Source organism: Bacillus cereus group sp. BfR-BA-01309 (genome assembly GCF_022664315.1).
Lineage (GTDB): Bacteria > Bacillota > Bacilli > Bacillales > Bacillaceae_G > Bacillus_A > Bacillus_A mobilis.
Map to the genome: position 1 here is coordinate 1 of NZ_JAKUHE010000028.1, position 17,912 is coordinate 17,912.

Below are 17,912 nucleotides of genomic sequence, written 5' to 3' on the forward strand. Positions count from 1 at the left end.
GATTTGTGTTTTTTCATCAGCTGTAAATTTAGCCATAGAAAAACTGCACCTCCAATTGTTAGACTGTGTCTAACAATTGGGGTGCAGTTCAGAGTTTGTGCTCTTTTTTATTTTGTAGGAATAAAGAAAACAGATATAGCTGCGATGAGACCTGCGAATGAGAATAAGTAAAAATTCCATGCTAGGTCATATTGCATTGTCATAATAATACCGACAAGAATAGGACCAGCAATCGCACCAACTCGGCCAAGTCCAAGTCCCCAGCCTAAGGAAGTAGCTCGGATATGGGATGGGAAGTATTGTGTTACATATGCATTCAATATTTGAGTAATACCGACTGATCCAATTCCAGCAAGACCAATTAAAAGATAAATGATTGTAACAGATGGTTTAATTGTTAATAGTCCAATACATATAGCTGCCATAAGATAGGAGATGCTAATAACAATTTTGGCCCCTATACGATCCGCGATTGCTCCAGCAAATAACGCACCGATAGCGGCAGTAATATTTAGCATAAGTAGAAATGATAAACTAGATCCAAGAGGGTATCCTGCTTGGCGCATCATCTGCGGTAACCAAGTATTTAAACCGTATATTAAAAACATTCCCATTATATAAGTAATCCAAAAAAGTAGCGTTGCTTTTATGTATTCTTTTGAGAATAGAGTAAGAAATCCGTTTTTCTTTTGTGTATTAGCTGGTGTTTCAGGAATTTCATCTTTTTCATGGAATTCAATTTGAAAACGATTAAGAATTTGGTTCACTTCTTCTTGGCGATTACGTGATAATAAAAATTGAATGGATTCAGGTAAATAACGAATGATGAAAGGAATGAGGAGCAATGGAATCATTCCGATGCCAAACATAATTCTCCATCCGAAATCTTCTAACATAAACATAGACAAAATAGCCCCTAACACGATCCCTAAAGGATAGCCAGTAAACATAAGAGCATAAATAAAAGATTGTCGCTTTTTTGGTGAATATTCAACAGTAAGCGCTGAAGCTGTTGGAATAACACCACCTAATCCGATTCCTCCAATAAATCGAAATAACCCAAATAATTCGGGGGAAGGAGCAAGTGCAGCTAGGCCCATTGTGATAGAAAAAAGTGCTAAACAGCATATAAGTGTCCATTTTCGTCCAATTAGATCTGTAATGGTTCCAACTAGAATAGCGCCAATAAACATCCCAAATAAAGCATAGCTAGCAATTGTACCAGCGTGTGTCGGTGAAAGTGCCCAGCTTTTGTCTTCTAGGAGTTTTGGTAGAACGGCACCGTAAATACCTAAATCATATCCATCAGCTAGAATGGCTAGCCAACAAATAAAAACAACAAGTTTTGTAATAGAGCTTGAAAAGACAGTTTCTGTAGATTCTAGATGAGGTGGAGCTGAAGGTTGCATAATGTTCACCCCTTTTAATTTATAGATAAATATATTATTTTATTTGATGTTAAAATTTCCCTTCTTATGTCGAAATTTATCCCGCTTTAATGGGCAGTAAGACCCCCACCTCAAAATTCAGCGAAAGCAAAGAAGTTAGGTGGGGGGCGGGCTGCCCATTAAAGTCCGATTGGTGAGGGTTAATAATCAGTGGGGGATGAAGAAAACCCCCACTGATTAAAGTTTCACTTTATCTGAAATGGTTTTATAACAAATAAAGAAGTTCAACAGGATTCCTGTTGAACTTTTTTATTTGTTTACTCATTATCAACTCGTTTTAACGGTTGATCTGCTGGACCTTCCATAACATCGCCCTCAATTGAAAAGCGGGAACCGTGGCAAGGACAGTCCCAAGTACAATCACCATTATTCCATTCAACCTCGCAGCCAAGATGTGTACAAGTTGTATCGACAATATGTAATTTTCCATCTTTGTCCTTATAAGCACCTGCTCGTTTCCCGTTAACATGTACGACAGATCCTTCACCAACTTCGAGATCTTCTGGTTTACGTAATGCAGTTTCAATCTTTCCTTCAATTAAATGTTTCGCAACATCAAGGTTTTGGGAGAAGAACGTTTTTATATCTGGATTTGCATGGAAGCGTGATGGTGCATACAGTTCTTTATATGGACTGTGTACTTTTAAAATGGAATCCTTCAATAAATGAGCGGCAGCAGTTCCAGTTGTCATTCCCCATTTACGATATCCAGTTGCAACAAAAATATTTGGATTGCTCTCGTTAATATGTCCAATATAAGGGAGCTTATCTAGCGTGATTAAATCTTGTGCTGACCATCTATAAGGAACTTCATCTACTCCAAACGTTGCTTCCGCAAAAGAATACAGTGCTTCGTAATGAAGCATCGTGTTTATTCCTTGTCCTGTTTTATGACTTTCTCCGCCAATTAAAATTAATTTTTCACCATTGTTTGTTGTATAGCGCAAAGAGCGTTTTGGGTCATCAATACTTAAATACATGCCACCTGGATAATCCGTTTTTGCTTTGATTGCAAGAGCATAAGAGCGTTCAGCATACATTCGCGTAAAGAAAAAGCTATTCGCATCATAAAAAGGAAAATGCGAACAAGAGACAATATATTTGCAAGTGATGCGATGTCCGCCCTTTGTAATGACTTGCGGATAATCACCTTTTTCCACATCAATGGCTGTTGTTTGTTCATAAACTTTTCCACCCATCTCCACAAACTTTTCTAAAAGTGTTTTCAAATAAAGGATGGGATGGAATTGTGCTTGGTTTTTCATGACCAGTGCAGATTGTACGGGAATCGGAATCGATAGAGATTGAACATAGTCACAAGGTATATTTAATTTTTGATAGGCTTCATATTCTTTTGATAAATTTCTTAATCCATTATCAGTAGTTGTATATAAATATGAATCTTCATTTGAGAAATTACAGTCGATTTTATATGTTTGTACAGTCTCATTTATAAATTGAAGAGCATGATTATTTGATTCATAGTAAAGCCCGGCTTGTTCCGAGCCGAAATGATTGATTAATTCATCATAAATAAGATCGTGTTGTGCTGTTACCTTTGCTGTTGTATGTCCAGTCGTTCCATTTAAAATGAGGCCAGAATCAATTAAAACAACGTTCATACCTTCTTTTGCAAGTAAATAGGCAGTTGTAATGCCTGTAATCCCAGCTCCGATAACAGCAACTTCAGTTTTTGTATCTTCAGATAAATGAGGAAAAGCAGGGATTTGAGTAGATTCAATCCAATAAGATAATGGGAATTGTGGAAATGTATCGCTTGTCATTATAGAAACCTCCCGATTTTAGAACAATTTTCCTTTTAATATTTCCATATGATATGAATTTCATGTGTGTTGTTTTAGAAGGTGTCTATTTTTATTAAAAGAAAGATAAAATTATTTTAATATAATTATTTAATGTCATCGGTATGAAGAGGTAGGAGTTGTGTAAAGCTAGATTCAGGTGAGTTTATTTGTTGTTTACATAGAGAGTTCTTGAATAAGATAGAGTCTATAGTATGTCAGTGTATGTATATGCATAATGGGTGAAACCTTATAAAGTCTATGTTTTTTCTTTAGTGAAATAAAGTATGATTATAAAAATATAACCAACTTTTATTACTAGGTCATAAAAGTTGTTGACAATATAGAAATTCTATTGATATGATTCATCATGTGGAAAGGTTGATAGAGAGTAAAAAGAGAAATGTTTTTCATTGATAATAAAAGCGAAAAAATAAGTGACGATAGAGTGAGTATATTTTCCTTATACATAGATGCTTTTTAATCACCTAGTAAAATCAATCTGGAAGCAAGAATTGATATATGTAAGTTGCGCAAGACGCGGCATAAGAAAGGGGCAAAAGGATGAAGGAGCTTCATACGTTTGGGTGGTATGCAGCACGTGTATCACCACATTTGCCGAAAAAAGCATTTAAACCAGTTCCTACTCGTTTATTTGGTGGACTGGCTTATTTGCTTGTGGCATTGGCGGGGTTAATATCGATTGGTGTATTTGAATTGAATGTGTGGGCGAATCTAGGAATTGCGATTGTTCTTGGATTATGTTTTGCTTCACTTGGGTTTTTAGGGCACGAAATTTTACATGGAACTGTTGTAAGAAAAGCATGGCTTCGTGATTTCTTAGGCGCGATTGCATTTATGCCATTATCAACAGGTCCTAAACTTTGGAGAAAGTGGCATAATGCAACGCATCACGTTCATACACAACATGAAGAGAATGATCCAGATGCATGGCCGACACTTGAGAAGCTTAAGAAGAGTAAGTTTTTGAGCTGGGTATATCGTATGCCTCTTCATGTACGTTCATTCTTTAGTTTTCTGTCATTAACCATTCAATTTACATTGCATTCAACTCGAATGTTCTTTCATTTTATAAAAGAATTTAAGTCATCCAATCAAAAATCTGTATGGCTTCAACTTCTTTTGCCTTGGACAGTTTGGATTAGTTTATTGTTTATTATGGGACCTGGAAAATGGTTATTTGCATATGTGATTCCGTTGTTAATTGCTAACTTTATTGTAATGGCATATATTGCAACAAATCATCGCTTAAATCCAATTGTTCCAGTAAATGATCCATTAGCAAACTGTTTGTCAGTAACAGTGCCGCGTTGGGTAGACGTTTTACATTTCAATTTCTCATATCATACAGAACACCATCTGTTCCCTGCTATGAGCTCTAAATACTATCCGTTAGTAAAAGAGAAAATTAAAGAAATGTGGCCGGAACGCTATCATGAGATGCCGATGACAAAAGCTTTGGCAGCGCTATGGAATACACCACGTGTGTATTATCAAGGAAGTGAATTAGTGGATCCGCATAGAGAGCATTTCTATGGTTCTTTAGGAAATGGACTAGATCCTCATAATATTTCATATCGTGAGGAACATATAGAGGAAAAAGAGAGTATCAAAAAAGTAAATCAATAAGAATTGATATATTTTGCAGTGAAAAAGCAAGCCATCTCAGGCTTGCTTTTTCTTATAAAGAGACTTCTTTTTTATTCTTTCTATGGACTTGACCGGAGTTAGTTTCTTTTCGTTGTAGGCGTTTTTCCAAAAGGTTAACAAGATAAGTGAATAGGAGAACAAGCACGAGATAATATAAACCAACGATTATGTATGTATCTAATTGTTGGAAGTTACCTGCAGCAATAGATAAACTAGATCCCCATAATTCGGACATTCCTACATATGCAACAAGTGAAGAATCCTTTAATCCAATAATAAACTGATTCCCTAAAGGAGGAAGAGATTGTCGAAATGCTTGCGGTAATATAATACGGCGCATCGCTAAAGGATAAGGCATACCTAGAGAGCGAGCGGCTTCTAATTGTCCACGGTCGACAGATTGAATGGATCCGCGGAAAATTTCAGTAATATATGCACCGTTATGGATTGCTAAAGCAATTGCCCCTGCCCAAAAAGGAGTGAAGACAATAATCGATGTAATACCGAAATAGAGAATGGCAATTTGAACAATTAAAGGTGTACCACGAATAATGGCGATATATACATGAGCAATACTATTTAAAACCTTATTGTTAGAGATTCGAAAAAAGGCGAATAGTAATCCAATTAGTGAACCGAGTAATAGGGATGTTAGTGTTAATTGTAATGTGACAATAGTAGCCTTTAAGAGTGTGGGATAAGTAGACATAAAAATTTCAAACATATGTGTCACCTCATATTGTATGGATTTTTGTAGGGAATGAAATACCCCACATAAAAAGTGGGGCATAATGTATGGGAAATTTGAAGGGCTAAATTATTTTGTTTTTGCCTCTTCACCGAGAATATTACGCCCAAACCATTTTTTACTGATTTTTTCATACGTACCATCTTTAATGATTTCATCTAAAGCTTTGTTTACTTTCTCAACCATTTCTTTATCATCTTTACGAATAGCAATTCCCATTTCATCAAGATTTAATGGTTTTCCAGCTTCTTTTATATTTGATTTACCTTCTTTGATCATACGTAAACCGACCATTTGATCAGTGATTACTGCGTCAATACGTCCAGGCTCTAAGTCCATAAGTGCAGTAATATCGCTGTCATATTCTGTGATTTGATCTGTATGTTTTGCAACAAGGTCTTTAAAGGTACTAGCTTTTACAACACCAATTTTCTTACCTTTCAAATCTTCTGGAGAGGAGATAGATGTATTCTTTTTAGCCACAAAAATTTGGGCACCAGAACGATAATAAGGATTTGAGAAATTAACAGCTTTTAAGCGTTCTTCTGTAATTGCCATACTGCCCAATATAGCATCATATTTTTTCGATTGTAGACCTTGAATTAGCGTTTCCCACGGATTTGTAATAGGAGTGGGTTTCATATTCATTTTTTTCGCAAGTGCCTCACCAATTTCTACATCAAAACCGGCAAGCTTTCCGTCATTTTCTTTATAGTTAAAAGGTTTATATAAGCCACTCATCGCATAACGAAATTCTTTTTCACCATTTGAAGAAGTAGTAGCACTTTCCTTACTACAGGCTCCTAGTATGAAGGATGTACATAATGTAATACTCGCAACAATGGTTAATAGTTTTCTTTTCATAAAACCCCTCCTATATATTGATCATACGGATGGTTTTAAGTATGTTATTGAGTTGTGCACCGTATGAATGTATTTCTTTTCATTTGAAACAGACGTTACATTATAAAACGTTGCGTAAAAATTGTTTTGCTCGTTCATGTGATGGAGCTGAAAAGAATTGCGCTGGCGGAGCGTCCTCTACAATTTTTCCATCATCCATAAAAATGACGCGATCAGCTACATCTCTTGCGAAATTCATTTCATGAGTAACAATAATCATGGTCATTCCTTCTTCAGCAAGTTCTTTCATAACTTGCAATACTTCTCCAACAAGTTCAGGGTCTAAGGCTGAGGTAGGTTCATCAAATAGCATAATTTTAGGGTTCATAGCAAGAGCTCGTGCAATGGCAATGCGCTGTTTTTGACCACCTGACAGGAGGTGAGGCGTTACATCTGCTTTATCTTGTAGGCCGACTTTTTGCAAAAGCTGGTTTCCGATATCCTTTGCATTTGCTGCTTCTAATTTTTTTACATGAATAGGTGCTTCTATGATGTTTTCTAGTGAGGTCATATGGGGAAAGAGGTTAAAGTGCTGAAAAACCATACCGACATTTTCACGGACTTTGTTTAAATTTGAATGCTTAGGATCAATTCGTTCACCTTGTAAGTGAATTTCACCTTCATCGTACATTTCTAAAAAGTTAAGACAGCGAAGTAATGTACTTTTACCGGAACCACTGGCACCAATTAAAACAACAACTTCTTTTTCTTTTACTTCTAAATCAATTCCTTTTAAAACATCAAGTGAGCCGAATGATTTTACTAGATTTCGAACCTGAATCATACAAAACCCCCAGTCAAAAATATATTTTACAAATGTTGCCCCTTATTTCTGTTATTAGCCACGAATTGTCAGAATCCTTTATTTTTTTCGTGCAATTGGATATTCAAAGAAATAATGATTTTTAAAATCCCTATATCCTTCTATAATGAAAATATGGATAATAATATATAGGTAGTATTTATATTGCTTATAAAAAGGGGGAAAGGGAAGATGGAAAAAGAAAGGAAAACATTTTCTTTTGGTTTACGTACACAACTTATGCTATTTACTACAGTTTTAGCTTTTATTACATATTCAACAAGTATATTTTTTATCTACGTGATATACGATTATTTTCAAAGTTATGTAAGTCAAACTGTTTATAATATTATCGTTATGTTATTAGGTGTAGTATGGTCTGGAATTTTAGCGTATGGAGCAGCAATCTTTTTAATTAAACCACTTAGAAAGTTGGAGGAGGCTGCACGGAAGGCGGCCGATGGCGATATTCGTGAAGATGTCCCGTTACCAAAAACAGATGATGAGATTAAATCTTTAAGTGTTGCATTTAATATGATGTTAGGAAACTTAAGGGGCATGGTAAAAAATATTGATACAACATTTTCTTATACAAACAATCAAGTACAGCAGATTAGAAAACAAACAGGCGAAGCAACGAGACAAGCGCAAGGTGTATCTGAGACTCTTGCAGAGATTTCTTCAGGTGCTGAGCAATCAGCAGCATCAATTCAGGCGATTGTTTCGGCTGTTGATACAACAACTTCTATTGCGAGTGAAGTAGAAGAAAAAGCAAAACAGTCTGACGAGTTGTCTTTAGAAATGGTTCAAGCTTTAGGGCAAAGTACACGAGTCTTTACTTCTTTAATTCAAGGTATTCAAACATTGGCAAAAGAAAATGAAAATTCGATGCAAAATGTACAGAAGTTAGAAGAACGAATGAAACAAGTGGAACATATTGTTTCTGTTGTGAGTGAGATTGCTAGTCAAACGAATTTATTAGCACTGAATGCTTCTATTGAGGCAGCTCGTGCTGGAGAGCACGGAAGGGGCTTTGCAGTTGTAGCTGAAGAAGTACGTAAGCTTGCTGATGAAAGCGATCATTCTGCAAGAAATATTTCGCAGTTATTACGGAATATGCAAGAGGAAGTGCAACAAGTCGCATTGAAAATGACAGAGCAAGTGAAAACAGCTAAAGAAGAGGCAAAACGTGGGGAAGCTACTGAATTAATTTTAAAAGAAATGTCATCAAGTATTATGGAAGTTGCCGATGCAACGAAGCAGATTAGTAGCTATATGAACGAACAAGTTAGTCACATTCATCAAACAGGAGCACAGACGAAGGCTGTAGCAGCGATTGCTGAGGAAACGTCAGCTGGTTCACAAGAAGTAGCGCGTGTGACGTTGCAACAATCAAAAAATATGGTACTAATCGATCAATTACTAAAGGATTTAGAGAAGCAAGCAGCGGATTTGAAACAAACAATTGAACGATTTTCAATGTAAAAAGGAAGAACAGCATTCTGTTCTTCCTTTTTTACGTATGAAAAGGAGGGATACTTTGTTGAAAACGAAAAACATTGCACGGATCATATATGGTTTTCACTTTACGCAATCTTTGAAAGTTAGAACCGTAATAACTAGTTTGCCAATTTTTAATGTCGATATCGGGCCAATTGACATAGTCACCTAGTGTATAAGGATCTAAGCTTTCTCGTAAATCTTTAACCCAGCGTATATTACGATTTTCTTCATCATCGCATTTCCAAGAGGTAATGTATTCTTGCGCAATAATTGCTTTACGATGAAAATAAGCTGTTTCAGTAGGCGGAATATTTTCAACAGCACCTACGAGCGATTGGTGCCAAATACTCGCATTTTTATTTGGAGCATGAGAAAGAAAATGTTGCATGATTTGAATTCCTTTAAGAGGGATAGGTTTATACACGTAGGAACCAGAACGCTTAAAGTTTTCAGGAATATTACCGCTATTAAAGAATTGAACAGCTTTTATATACGGAACTTCATCTATAAAAAGTGAAGGGGTACCAGTTTCAAGAAGAGGAGATAATAAGGAATGGAGTTCAGAAGGAGGGCCAACAAATTCACCTTTTACTTCAATTTTATTTCGTTGCTTTGCGAATAGTTCAATTGATGAAGTGAGACGTTCGTCTATATAAGGCGCCCAGTTTTGCCACGCTTGAAATGCAGCGATAAAATCTTCCCATTCCCATGTAATTGAGAAGATTGATACATTCTTTATAGGATGCACTCGAAAAGTTAAAGAAGTAACAATTCCGAAGTTTCCACCACCACCACCGCGGCATGCCCAAAACAAGTTATGGTTTTCATGTTCGTTTGCGCGAATGATTTTTGCTCCAAATTTACCGCACGCTTGTACCATTTCAACTTCTACTAATTGATCACATGTTAATCCAAATAAGCGTGAAAGCATACCGATACCACCGCCAAGTGCCAATCCAACAATTCCAACGCTTGCACTTGTACCAGCCGGTATTGTCACACCATAATTCCAAAGCTCTTTATAAACAGTGCCAAGATTTGCACCAGCTTCAATTGTTGCTGTTAATGTATCTGTATTAACAGTAATGCGATGCATTTCACTCACATCAATAATAAGTCCTCTATTTAAAAGAGAAAAATTTTCATAGCTATGACGGCCGCTTCTTAAGCGAAATGGTACATGACGTTCGCGTGCCCATTTTAAGGCATTGCACACATCATTTTTATTTTGGCAAAAGACAATTATACAAGGGATTTTTGGAATACTTAAATTTAAATTCATTCGGGCTACGTCATAGTCAGGATCTGTGGGAACAACGATACGACCTGTTAATTTTGTTTGTTTCAATTTATCACTCCTTTCTAAAAATAAGCAGTGCTTTTTATTAATATATGAAAAGCGTATGTATTGTGCGTGGACAAGAGCAGGTGAGGAATGAGATTTGCTTTTGTGAGAAATAAATAAAGCATAAGAATAAGGAATCTACATAGAGTTCAATGAAAACAGTTGCAAACTATTCATATTTTGTTATGATAGTGTTACGAAAACGTTTGCATAAATTTTTCCGATGGGATGCAAAAGGAGAGAATGACTATGAATAAGACATGGTGGAAAGAAGCGGTTGCTTATCAAATTTACCCACGTAGCTTTATGGATTCAAATGGTGATGGTATTGGAGATTTACAAGGTATTATTGCGAAACTAGATTATTTAAAAGATTTAGGTATAGATGTAATTTGGATTTGTCCAATGTATAAGTCACCTAATGATGATAATGGTTATGACATTAGTGATTATCAAGATATCATGGATGAGTTTGGTACGATGGAAGACTTTGATGCTTTACTAGATGAAGTTCATAAGCGTGATATGAAGCTTATTATTGATTTAGTTATTAATCATACAAGTGATGAACATCCATGGTTTATTGAGTCTCGTTCATCTAAAGACAATCCGAAGCGTGATTGGTATATTTGGCACGATGGTAAAGATGGTGCGGAACCAAACAACTGGGAAAGTATTTTTAATGGTTCGGCATGGGAATATGATGAAGTAACAGGACAATATTATTTACATTTATTCTCGCGTAAACAACCAGATTTAAACTGGGAGAATAAAGAAGTTCGCGAAGTGTTATACGATACAGTTAATTGGTGGCTTGATAAAGGAATTGATGGTTTCCGAGTGGATGCGATTAGCCATATTAAAAAAGAAGATGGCTTTAAAGATATGCCAAATCCAAAAGAACTAAAGTATGTACCATCTTTTGATAAACATATGAATGTGGATGGTATTCAACCTTTATTAGAAGAGTTAAAAGAAAATACGTTTTCTAAGTACGATATTATGACTGTTGGTGAAGCGAATGGCGTTAAGATTGAAGATGCTGAGCTTTGGGTTGGAGAAGAGCAAGGTAAGTTCAATATGGTATTCCAATTCGAGCATTTAAGTTTATGGGATGCAGAGAAGAAGAAAGATCTTGATGTTGTAGGATTGAAAAAGGTATTAACAAAATGGCAAAAAGGGTTAGAAAATAAAGGATGGAATGCTTTATATATTGAGAATCACGATAAGCCACGTATCGTTTCAACTTGGGGAGATGATAAACAATATTGGCGTGAAAGTGCAACAGCTCTTGGAGCAATGTATTTCTTTATGCACGGTACACCGTTTATTTATCAAGGACAAGAAATTGGGATGACGAATGTTCAATTCCCAAATATTGAAGATTACGATGATGTAGCAATTAAAAATTTATATCGCGAGAAAATTGCAGAGGGTGTATCACATCAAGATATGATGGAGATTATATGGGCTTCTTGCCGCGATAATTCACGTACACCTATGCAGTGGAACGATGAGATGAATGCTGGCTTTACAACAAGTGCACCTTGGTTTGGTATGAATCCAAACTACAAAGAAATTAATGTTGAAAAGCAAAAGAATGAAGAAAACTCTATTTTCAACTTCTATAAGAAAATGATTGCCCTGAAAAAAGAGCATGATGTACTGAATTACGGTACGTACGATTTACTTTTAGAAGATGATCCGCAAATTTATGTATATACTCGTACATTAAACGATGAAAAAATCGTTGTAATTAGTAATATCTCAAAAGAGGAAGCAGTGTATAATGAGGGCTCATTTGCACTAGAACGCAAACGTTTGCTTTTAAATAACTATAAAGTTGCGGAACATGAACAAGTGACGACAATTACGTTAAAGCCTTATGAAACAAGGGTTTATCGCATTTCGTAATAAAAAAGGATGCTCTTAGAGCATCTTTTTTTATGAAAAAAAATAAATTTCTATTGCAAAGTGAAAACGCTTTTATTAAAATAGATTTATGAAAACGGTTGCGTAAAGATAAAAATAAAGTAACATAAGGAATCGTTTTCATAATAGAAACAGAAATTATAATTTAAATCATTATGTTGTTATAAATAAAGGGGAGGAAGAACAGATGAAAATTACGTCTTTTGATTTTTGGCAAAAGTTCGGGAAAGCATTATTAGTTGTTGTAGCTGTAATGCCAGCAGCTGGTTTAATGATTTCTATCGGTAAGTTAATTGGGATGTCTGCTGGGGATATTAATGCAGTTCATACAATTGCTCGCGTAATGGAAGACATCGGTTGGGCAATTATTACAAATCTACACATCTTATTCGCAGTAGCAATTGGGGGATCTTGGGCGAAAGATCGCGCAGGTGGTGCATTTGCAGCGCTATTAGCATTCGTCTTAACGAACAGAATTACAGGAGCTATATTTGGCGTAAACGCTGAAATGTTAGCGGATTCAAAAGCGACAGTTTCTTCAGTATTAGCAGGAGATTTAGTTGTAAAAGATTACTTTACTTCTGTACTTGGTGCACCAGCATTAAACATGGGAGTTTTCGTAGGGATTATCACAGGTTTCTTAGGAGCTACTTTATATAACAAATATTATAACTATAACAAACTGCCACAGGCATTAGCATTCTTTAACGGAAAACGATTCGTGCCATTCGTTGTAATTGTTTGGTCTACAGTTACTGCAATTGTATTATCACTTTTATGGCCATTCATCCAAAGTGGATTAAATGAATTTGGTCGCTGGATTGCAGCTTCAAAGGATAGTGCACCAGTTGTTGCACCATTTGTATATGGAACGTTAGAGCGTTTACTATTACCATTCGGTTTACATCATATGTTAACGATTCCGATGAACTACACAGAGCTAGGCGGAACGTATACGATGTTAACTGGCTCAAAAGTGGGACAAATTGTAGCAGGACAAGATCCATTATGGCTTGCATGGATTACAGATTTAAATAACTTATTAGCAAGTGGAGATACGAAAGCATATAACGATCTATTAAATAATGTTGTACCAGCTCGTTTCAAAGCTGGACAAGTAATCGGTTCAACAGCAGCGTTAATGGGTATTGCTTTCGCGATGTTCCGTAATGTTGATAAAGAAAAACGTGCAAAATATAAACCAATGTTCTTATCAGCAGCATTAGCAGTATTCTTAACAGGTGTAACAGAACCAATTGAATTCATGTTCATGTTTATTGCTCCAGTATTATATGTTGTATATGCAATTACAACAGGACTTGCATTCGCATTAGCAGATTTAATTAACTTACGTGTTCATGCATTTGGATTTATTGAATTAATTACTCGTACACCGATGATGGTTAATGCAGGGCTAACTAGAGATTTAATCAATTTCGTTATCGTTTCATTAGTATTCTTCGGTCTGAACTTTACATTATTCAATTTCTTAATTAAAAAGTTCAACTTACCAACACCAGGACGTGCAGGTAACTATATTGATAATGAAGATGAGTCATCAGAAGGAACAGGAAATGTACAAGATGGTTCATTAGCAACAAAAGTTATTGATTTATTAGGTGGTAAAGAAAATATTGCTGACGTAGATGCTTGTATGACGCGTTTACGTGTAACAGTAAAAGACTTAGATGTTGTTGCACCAGAAGCACAATGGAAACAAAATGGGGCTTTAGGACTTATCGTAAAAGATAAAGGTGTACAAGCAGTATATGGCCCGAAAGCTGACGTATTAAAGTCAGACATTCAAGATATGTTAGGTGCGTAATAAGATGAAATTGCTAACTTTAAACTGTCACTCTTGGCAAGAAGAGAATCAAATAGAAAAGATAAAGTATCTTGCTAAAGTCATTCAAGAAGAAGATTATGATGTGATCGCATTGCAAGAAGTAAGTCAGTCTATACAAGCTGAAAATGTATGCGGTCACAAGAAAAAAGATAATTTTGGGCTTTTACTATTAGAAGAGTTAAAAGCGTTACATGTAAAAGATTACAATATTACTTGGGATTTCTCTCATATTGGATATGATGTGTACGAGGAAGGATTAGCAATTATTACAAAGCATAAAATTGTAAACGAAGATACGTTCTTTGTTTCAGAAAATAAAGATACAGCGTATTGGAAAACACGCAAAATTGTAAGTGCGACAATTGCTTATAATAGTAAGAATATCACGTTTTACTCTTGCCACCTCGGTTGGTGGAATGATGAAGAAGAGTCATTCAAAGATCAAGTTGATTGTTTAATAGAGCGTGTAGATAGCAATGAACTTTCCTTCTTAATGGGTGACTTTAATAACAATGCTCGTTTGGAAGGCGAGGGTTATGAGTATATGATGCAAAAAGGTTTATATGACACATATAAACTAGCAACAGAGAAGGATGAAGGAACAACTGTCCAAGGTGAGATTGCTGGTTGGGATGACAATAAACATAATTTGCGAATTGATCTAATATTGTGTAACCAAAGTGAAAAGGTTCGCTCTTCAAAAGTTATTTTTAATGGTACAAACCGAAATGTAATTTCAGATCATTTCGGTGTAGAAGTACAAGTAGATATATAATAGAAGAAAACCTCACAGATGATGAAAAGCTGTGAGGATTTTTTTTAGGAATACAAGTATTTCCAAGATAAAATACTTGTATTTTTTATGACATTTCCTATATATTTGTTATTATTGAATGTAAAACCGATTTGGTCATTTTGTATTCATACTTTGACTGACTTCGTTATATAATGTAGTAAGTCAAAGTTAATGGGAAAAAATAGTTCGTTTTTGGTTAATCCACGATGTAGAAAGTGATATAATTGCAAAATGTATGTATCATTTTCTAAAGAAGGAAAAATATATAATTAGGTGATAACTTCTATGAAACAAATTTGGCGTATTTATAAGACGGATTTACGGAATGTAGCTAAACATTGGGCTGCAATTGTTATTGTTTTAGGGTTAATGATTTTACCATCGTTATATGCATGGTTTAACATTAAAGCTTCTTGGGATCCATATGGAAATACAAAAGAGGTTCCCATTGCAGTTTCTAACCAAGATGCAGGCTCTAATTTAAGAGGGAAAGATATCAATATCGGGGACGAGATTGTAGATTCTCTTAAGAAAAACAAAAATCTTGGGTGGAAATTTGTAGATCAAAAACAAGCAATTTACGGAGTTGAGCGCGGGGATTACTATGCAAGTATTACAATCCCAAAAGACTTCTCTGAAAAAATTGCAACTGTTCTGGATGAAAATCCACAAAAGCCAGAACTTGATTACTATGTAAATGAAAAAGTAAATGCGATTGCACCGAAAATTACAGCAAAAGGTGCATCAGGTATTACAGAAGAAATTAGTAAAAACTTTGTTAAAACAGCAAACGGTGAGATTTTTAAAGTTTTTAATGATCTTGGAATCGATTTAGAAACAAACTTACCAAGTATCGAGAAAGTAAAAGATCTCGTGTTTAAGTTAGAAGCGCAGTTCCCAGAAATGAATACATTAATGGATAAGGCGTTAGATGATGCGACTCGAGCAGAGGATCTGGTAAAAGTAGCTCAGAAAGAGTTGCCAGTTGTAGAAAGTGTTATCAATGATGGGCAAGAAGCGTTAGGGAACTTAGATAAGTTCTTTGCCAACAATGATGAAACATTAAAGAATGCACCTGGAACAATGAGGAATAATTTAACTGTAGCAAAAGATGTAATGGATAAGGCCAATACTTTTACGAACTTTTTAATGAATCCAGGGATAGACCTTTCTGGTATGAAGGGATTACCGGAGTTTCCAGCACGCCCGGATCTTTCAAAGATGAACGATGAAGGTTATAAAAATATTGCAAGAAACATTAATCAAACAGTGAATAATGTTTTAAACTCAGCACGTGCAGGAACAGCATACGGGAAAAGTGTTGTGAATGGATTGCAAAATGGCCAGTTTGATCCAGAAAAGGCAAAACAAGACCTTAATGCGGTTTCTGAAAATCTTCAAGGTCGTACAGATAGTATTGCATACCTTATTAATGTATTTACTGAACTTCAAAAATCGGCAACGACTGATTTTGGTCAAAGCTTTTTCCAAGGGCGAGTGGATCGCTTAACTAAGCTGAAAAGCGGTATGGAAAATGCAAACAACGGTATTAAAGATATTGTAAATGTTATCGGTACAGGACAAGAAGTAAAGAAAGATGTAACAGATGTAGCGAATCAAAAATTAGATGCAGCAAATGGATTAATTGATCAAGCGGAAAAAGATTATAATGAAACGTTTGTAGCAGATTATAAAAAAGCAGTTAGCACAGTCGATCAAGCTAAAGCTGATGCAAATGAAGCATACGATAGTGTGAAAAATGAATATGAAAAGGCAAAAAATAATTTTGAAGGTGTTATAGCAGACGTAAATAATAGAGGTGTTAATGGATTAGATAGTACAAAAGTAGCTTTAAATGATTTAAATGGTCAACTACAAGCTACTAATAATCTAATTGGTGATGCGATTCCGGTTCTAGAAAGTACAAATAAGGTATTAGCAGATGTAAATAGTGACAAAAACCTTAATGGCGGAATTGCAAAATTAAACAAAATACAAAATTCTGTTCAAAAAGGTATAGATGCAACGAATAAGGCAACTACACTAATCAATAATGGACAGAAGCCTACAAAAGAGGTCGTAGAAAGTATTAATGAAGCAACTAAAAATGCTTCAGCTCAATTAGGCGATTTCTTAGCAACATATGATTCAGAAATCGTTCCAAACTTTAACACAGCAATTGAACGTACGAAACGTATGTCTAAAAACACATCTCAAATTTTAAAAGAAGCAGACAAAAAGCTTCCAGATGTTAAAAAGCTACTAGAAGATTCATCAAAAGGCTTAGTAGACGGTAAAAAGAAATTAACAGACATTAAGGCTGACATGCCGGAAACTGAGAAAAAGATTAAAGACTTAGCAAATAAAATTCGTGATTTTGAATCGGAAGAGGATATAAAAGACATCATACGCTTATTGAAAAATGATGTTGAAAAGCAAAGTGACTACTTTGCGAATCCAGTAAATTTAAAAGAGAATAAATTATTTGCGATGCCGAACTATGGTTCAGCAATGTCACCATTCTATACAGTGCTTGCATTATGGGTAGGCGCATTATTAATGGTTTCATTATTAACAGTAGAAGTACACGAAGAGGGCGCGAATTATAAGAGCCATGAAATTTACTTCGGACGTTTATTAACATTCTTAACGATAGGTCTTTCACAGGCGTTTATCGTATCGATGGGAGATATATTCTTACTCGGTACGTACGTAGTCGATAAGTTCTGGTTTGTATTATTTAGTTTATTTATTGGTGGGGTCTTCGTTTGTATCGTATACTCACTCGTTTCTATTTTCGGAAACGTTGGGAAATCGATGGCGATCATTTTACTTGTACTGCAAGTAGCAGGATCGGGTGGAACATTCCCAATTCAAATGACACCAGCGTTCTTCCAAGCAATTTATCCGTTCTTACCGTTCACATACGCAATTAGTGCAATTCGTGAAACAGTAGGCGGAATGCTATGGGATATTGTAACTCGAGATTTACTTGTGTTAAGTGCTTTCGTAGTAATTATGATTGTTGCTGCGTTATTACTGAAAACACCAATTAACAAATCGAGTGAAAAATTCGTTGAGAACGCAAAAGGAAGTAAAATTATTCATTAATAATA

General features: G+C 35.4%; 12 protein-coding genes. 6 read left to right on the top strand and 6 right to left on the bottom strand.

Annotated elements, in window-relative coordinates; genetic code table 11:
* Positions 1 to 107: 107 nt before the first annotated feature.
* The gene (locus MR115_RS27700) at positions 108 to 1,409 is read right to left on the bottom strand and encodes an MFS transporter (RefSeq protein ID WP_097819459.1); all 1,302 of its coding nucleotides are present in this window, start codon (positions 1,407 to 1,409) and stop codon (positions 108 to 110) included.
* Between the two features lie 296 nt (positions 1,410 to 1,705).
* Positions 1,706 to 3,232, bottom strand: a complete 1,527-nt coding sequence (locus MR115_RS27705; RefSeq protein ID WP_242243459.1) for an FAD-dependent oxidoreductase — start codon at positions 3,230 to 3,232, stop codon at positions 1,706 to 1,708.
* A gap of 582 nt (positions 3,233 to 3,814) precedes the next feature.
* On the opposite strand from MR115_RS27705, the gene desB reads away from it, so the two are divergent.
* Positions 3,815 to 4,900, top strand: a complete 1,086-nt coding sequence (gene desB, locus MR115_RS27710) for a Delta(10) desaturase DesB (RefSeq protein WP_016089496.1) — start codon at positions 3,815 to 3,817, stop codon at positions 4,898 to 4,900.
* Positions 4,901 to 4,952: 52 nt separating this feature from the next.
* On the opposite strand, the gene MR115_RS27715 is transcribed toward desB, so the two are convergent.
* The 3 genes from MR115_RS27715 to MR115_RS27725 form a co-directional block, all read right to left on the bottom strand.
* Positions 4,953 to 5,645, bottom strand: a complete 693-nt coding sequence (locus MR115_RS27715; RefSeq protein WP_097817911.1) for an amino acid ABC transporter permease — start codon at positions 5,643 to 5,645, stop codon at positions 4,953 to 4,955.
* A 93-nt stretch (positions 5,646 to 5,738) separates the two neighbouring features.
* Complete coding sequence (locus tag MR115_RS27720) at positions 5,739 to 6,533, bottom strand: ABC transporter substrate-binding protein (protein ID WP_097817912.1); 795 nt, start codon at positions 6,531 to 6,533, stop codon at positions 5,739 to 5,741.
* Between the two features lie 100 nt (positions 6,534 to 6,633).
* Complete coding sequence (locus tag MR115_RS27725) at positions 6,634 to 7,356, bottom strand: amino acid ABC transporter ATP-binding protein (RefSeq protein ID WP_098597592.1); 723 nt, start codon at positions 7,354 to 7,356, stop codon at positions 6,634 to 6,636.
* A 210-nt stretch (positions 7,357 to 7,566) separates the two neighbouring features.
* Here MR115_RS27725 and MR115_RS27730 point away from each other — a divergent pair, with 210 nt between their 5' ends.
* Complete coding sequence (locus MR115_RS27730; protein WP_097817913.1) at positions 7,567 to 8,859, top strand: methyl-accepting chemotaxis protein; 1,293 nt, start codon at positions 7,567 to 7,569, stop codon at positions 8,857 to 8,859.
* Between the two features lie 31 nt (positions 8,860 to 8,890).
* Here MR115_RS27730 and MR115_RS27735 read toward each other — a convergent pair whose 3' ends face one another.
* Positions 8,891 to 10,225: an FAD-binding oxidoreductase gene (locus MR115_RS27735; protein WP_097865447.1), complete on the bottom strand. Its 1,335-nt coding sequence runs from the start codon at positions 10,223 to 10,225 to the stop codon at positions 8,891 to 8,893.
* A 246-nt stretch (positions 10,226 to 10,471) separates the two neighbouring features.
* On the opposite strand from MR115_RS27735, the gene MR115_RS27740 reads away from it, so the two are divergent.
* The 4 genes from MR115_RS27740 (at position 10,472) to MR115_RS27755 (ending at position 17,907) form a co-directional block, all read left to right on the top strand.
* Complete coding sequence (locus tag MR115_RS27740; protein WP_061678041.1) at positions 10,472 to 12,136, top strand: glycoside hydrolase family 13 protein; 1,665 nt, start codon at positions 10,472 to 10,474, stop codon at positions 12,134 to 12,136.
* Positions 12,137 to 12,341: 205 nt separating this feature from the next.
* Entirely contained in the window at positions 12,342 to 13,979 is a 1,638-nt protein-coding gene (locus tag MR115_RS27745; protein ID WP_097817915.1) for a PTS transporter subunit IIBC, read from the top strand.
* A 4-nt stretch (positions 13,980 to 13,983) separates the two neighbouring features.
* Entirely contained in the window at positions 13,984 to 14,775 is a 792-nt protein-coding gene (locus MR115_RS27750; protein WP_242243461.1) for an endonuclease/exonuclease/phosphatase family protein, read from the top strand.
* 306 nt (positions 14,776 to 15,081) lie between these two features.
* Positions 15,082 to 17,907 carry a YhgE/Pip domain-containing protein gene (locus MR115_RS27755; protein ID WP_063262189.1) on the top strand — a complete coding sequence of 942 codons (2,826 nt, stop codon included), beginning with the start codon at positions 15,082 to 15,084 and terminating at the stop codon, positions 17,905 to 17,907.
* Positions 17,908 to 17,912 lie beyond the last annotated feature (5 nt).

Excerpts from the sequence above, each read along its gene's own strand:
- MR115_RS27700 (WP_097819459.1), bottom strand. The coding sequence starts at position 1,409 with ATGCAACCTTCAGCTCCACCTCATCTAGAATCTACAGAAACTGTCTTT.
- MR115_RS27705 (WP_242243459.1), bottom strand. The coding sequence starts at position 3,232 with ATGACAAGCGATACATTTCCACAATTCCCATTATCTTATTGGATTGAA.
- desB (WP_016089496.1), top strand. The coding sequence starts at position 3,815 with ATGAAGGAGCTTCATACGTTTGGGTGGTATGCAGCACGTGTATCACCA.
- MR115_RS27715 (WP_097817911.1), bottom strand. The coding sequence starts at position 5,645 with ATGTTTGAAATTTTTATGTCTACTTATCCCACACTCTTAAAGGCTACT.
- MR115_RS27720 (WP_097817912.1), bottom strand. The coding sequence starts at position 6,533 with ATGAAAAGAAAACTATTAACCATTGTTGCGAGTATTACATTATGTACA.
- MR115_RS27725 (WP_098597592.1), bottom strand. The coding sequence starts at position 7,356 with ATGATTCAGGTTCGAAATCTAGTAAAATCATTCGGCTCACTTGATGTT.
- MR115_RS27730 (WP_097817913.1), top strand. The coding sequence starts at position 7,567 with ATGGAAAAAGAAAGGAAAACATTTTCTTTTGGTTTACGTACACAACTT.
- MR115_RS27740 (WP_061678041.1), top strand. The coding sequence starts at position 10,472 with ATGAATAAGACATGGTGGAAAGAAGCGGTTGCTTATCAAATTTACCCA.
- MR115_RS27745 (WP_097817915.1), top strand. The coding sequence starts at position 12,342 with ATGAAAATTACGTCTTTTGATTTTTGGCAAAAGTTCGGGAAAGCATTA.
- MR115_RS27750 (WP_242243461.1), top strand. The coding sequence starts at position 13,984 with ATGAAATTGCTAACTTTAAACTGTCACTCTTGGCAAGAAGAGAATCAA.
- MR115_RS27755 (WP_063262189.1), top strand. The coding sequence starts at position 15,082 with ATGAAACAAATTTGGCGTATTTATAAGACGGATTTACGGAATGTAGCT.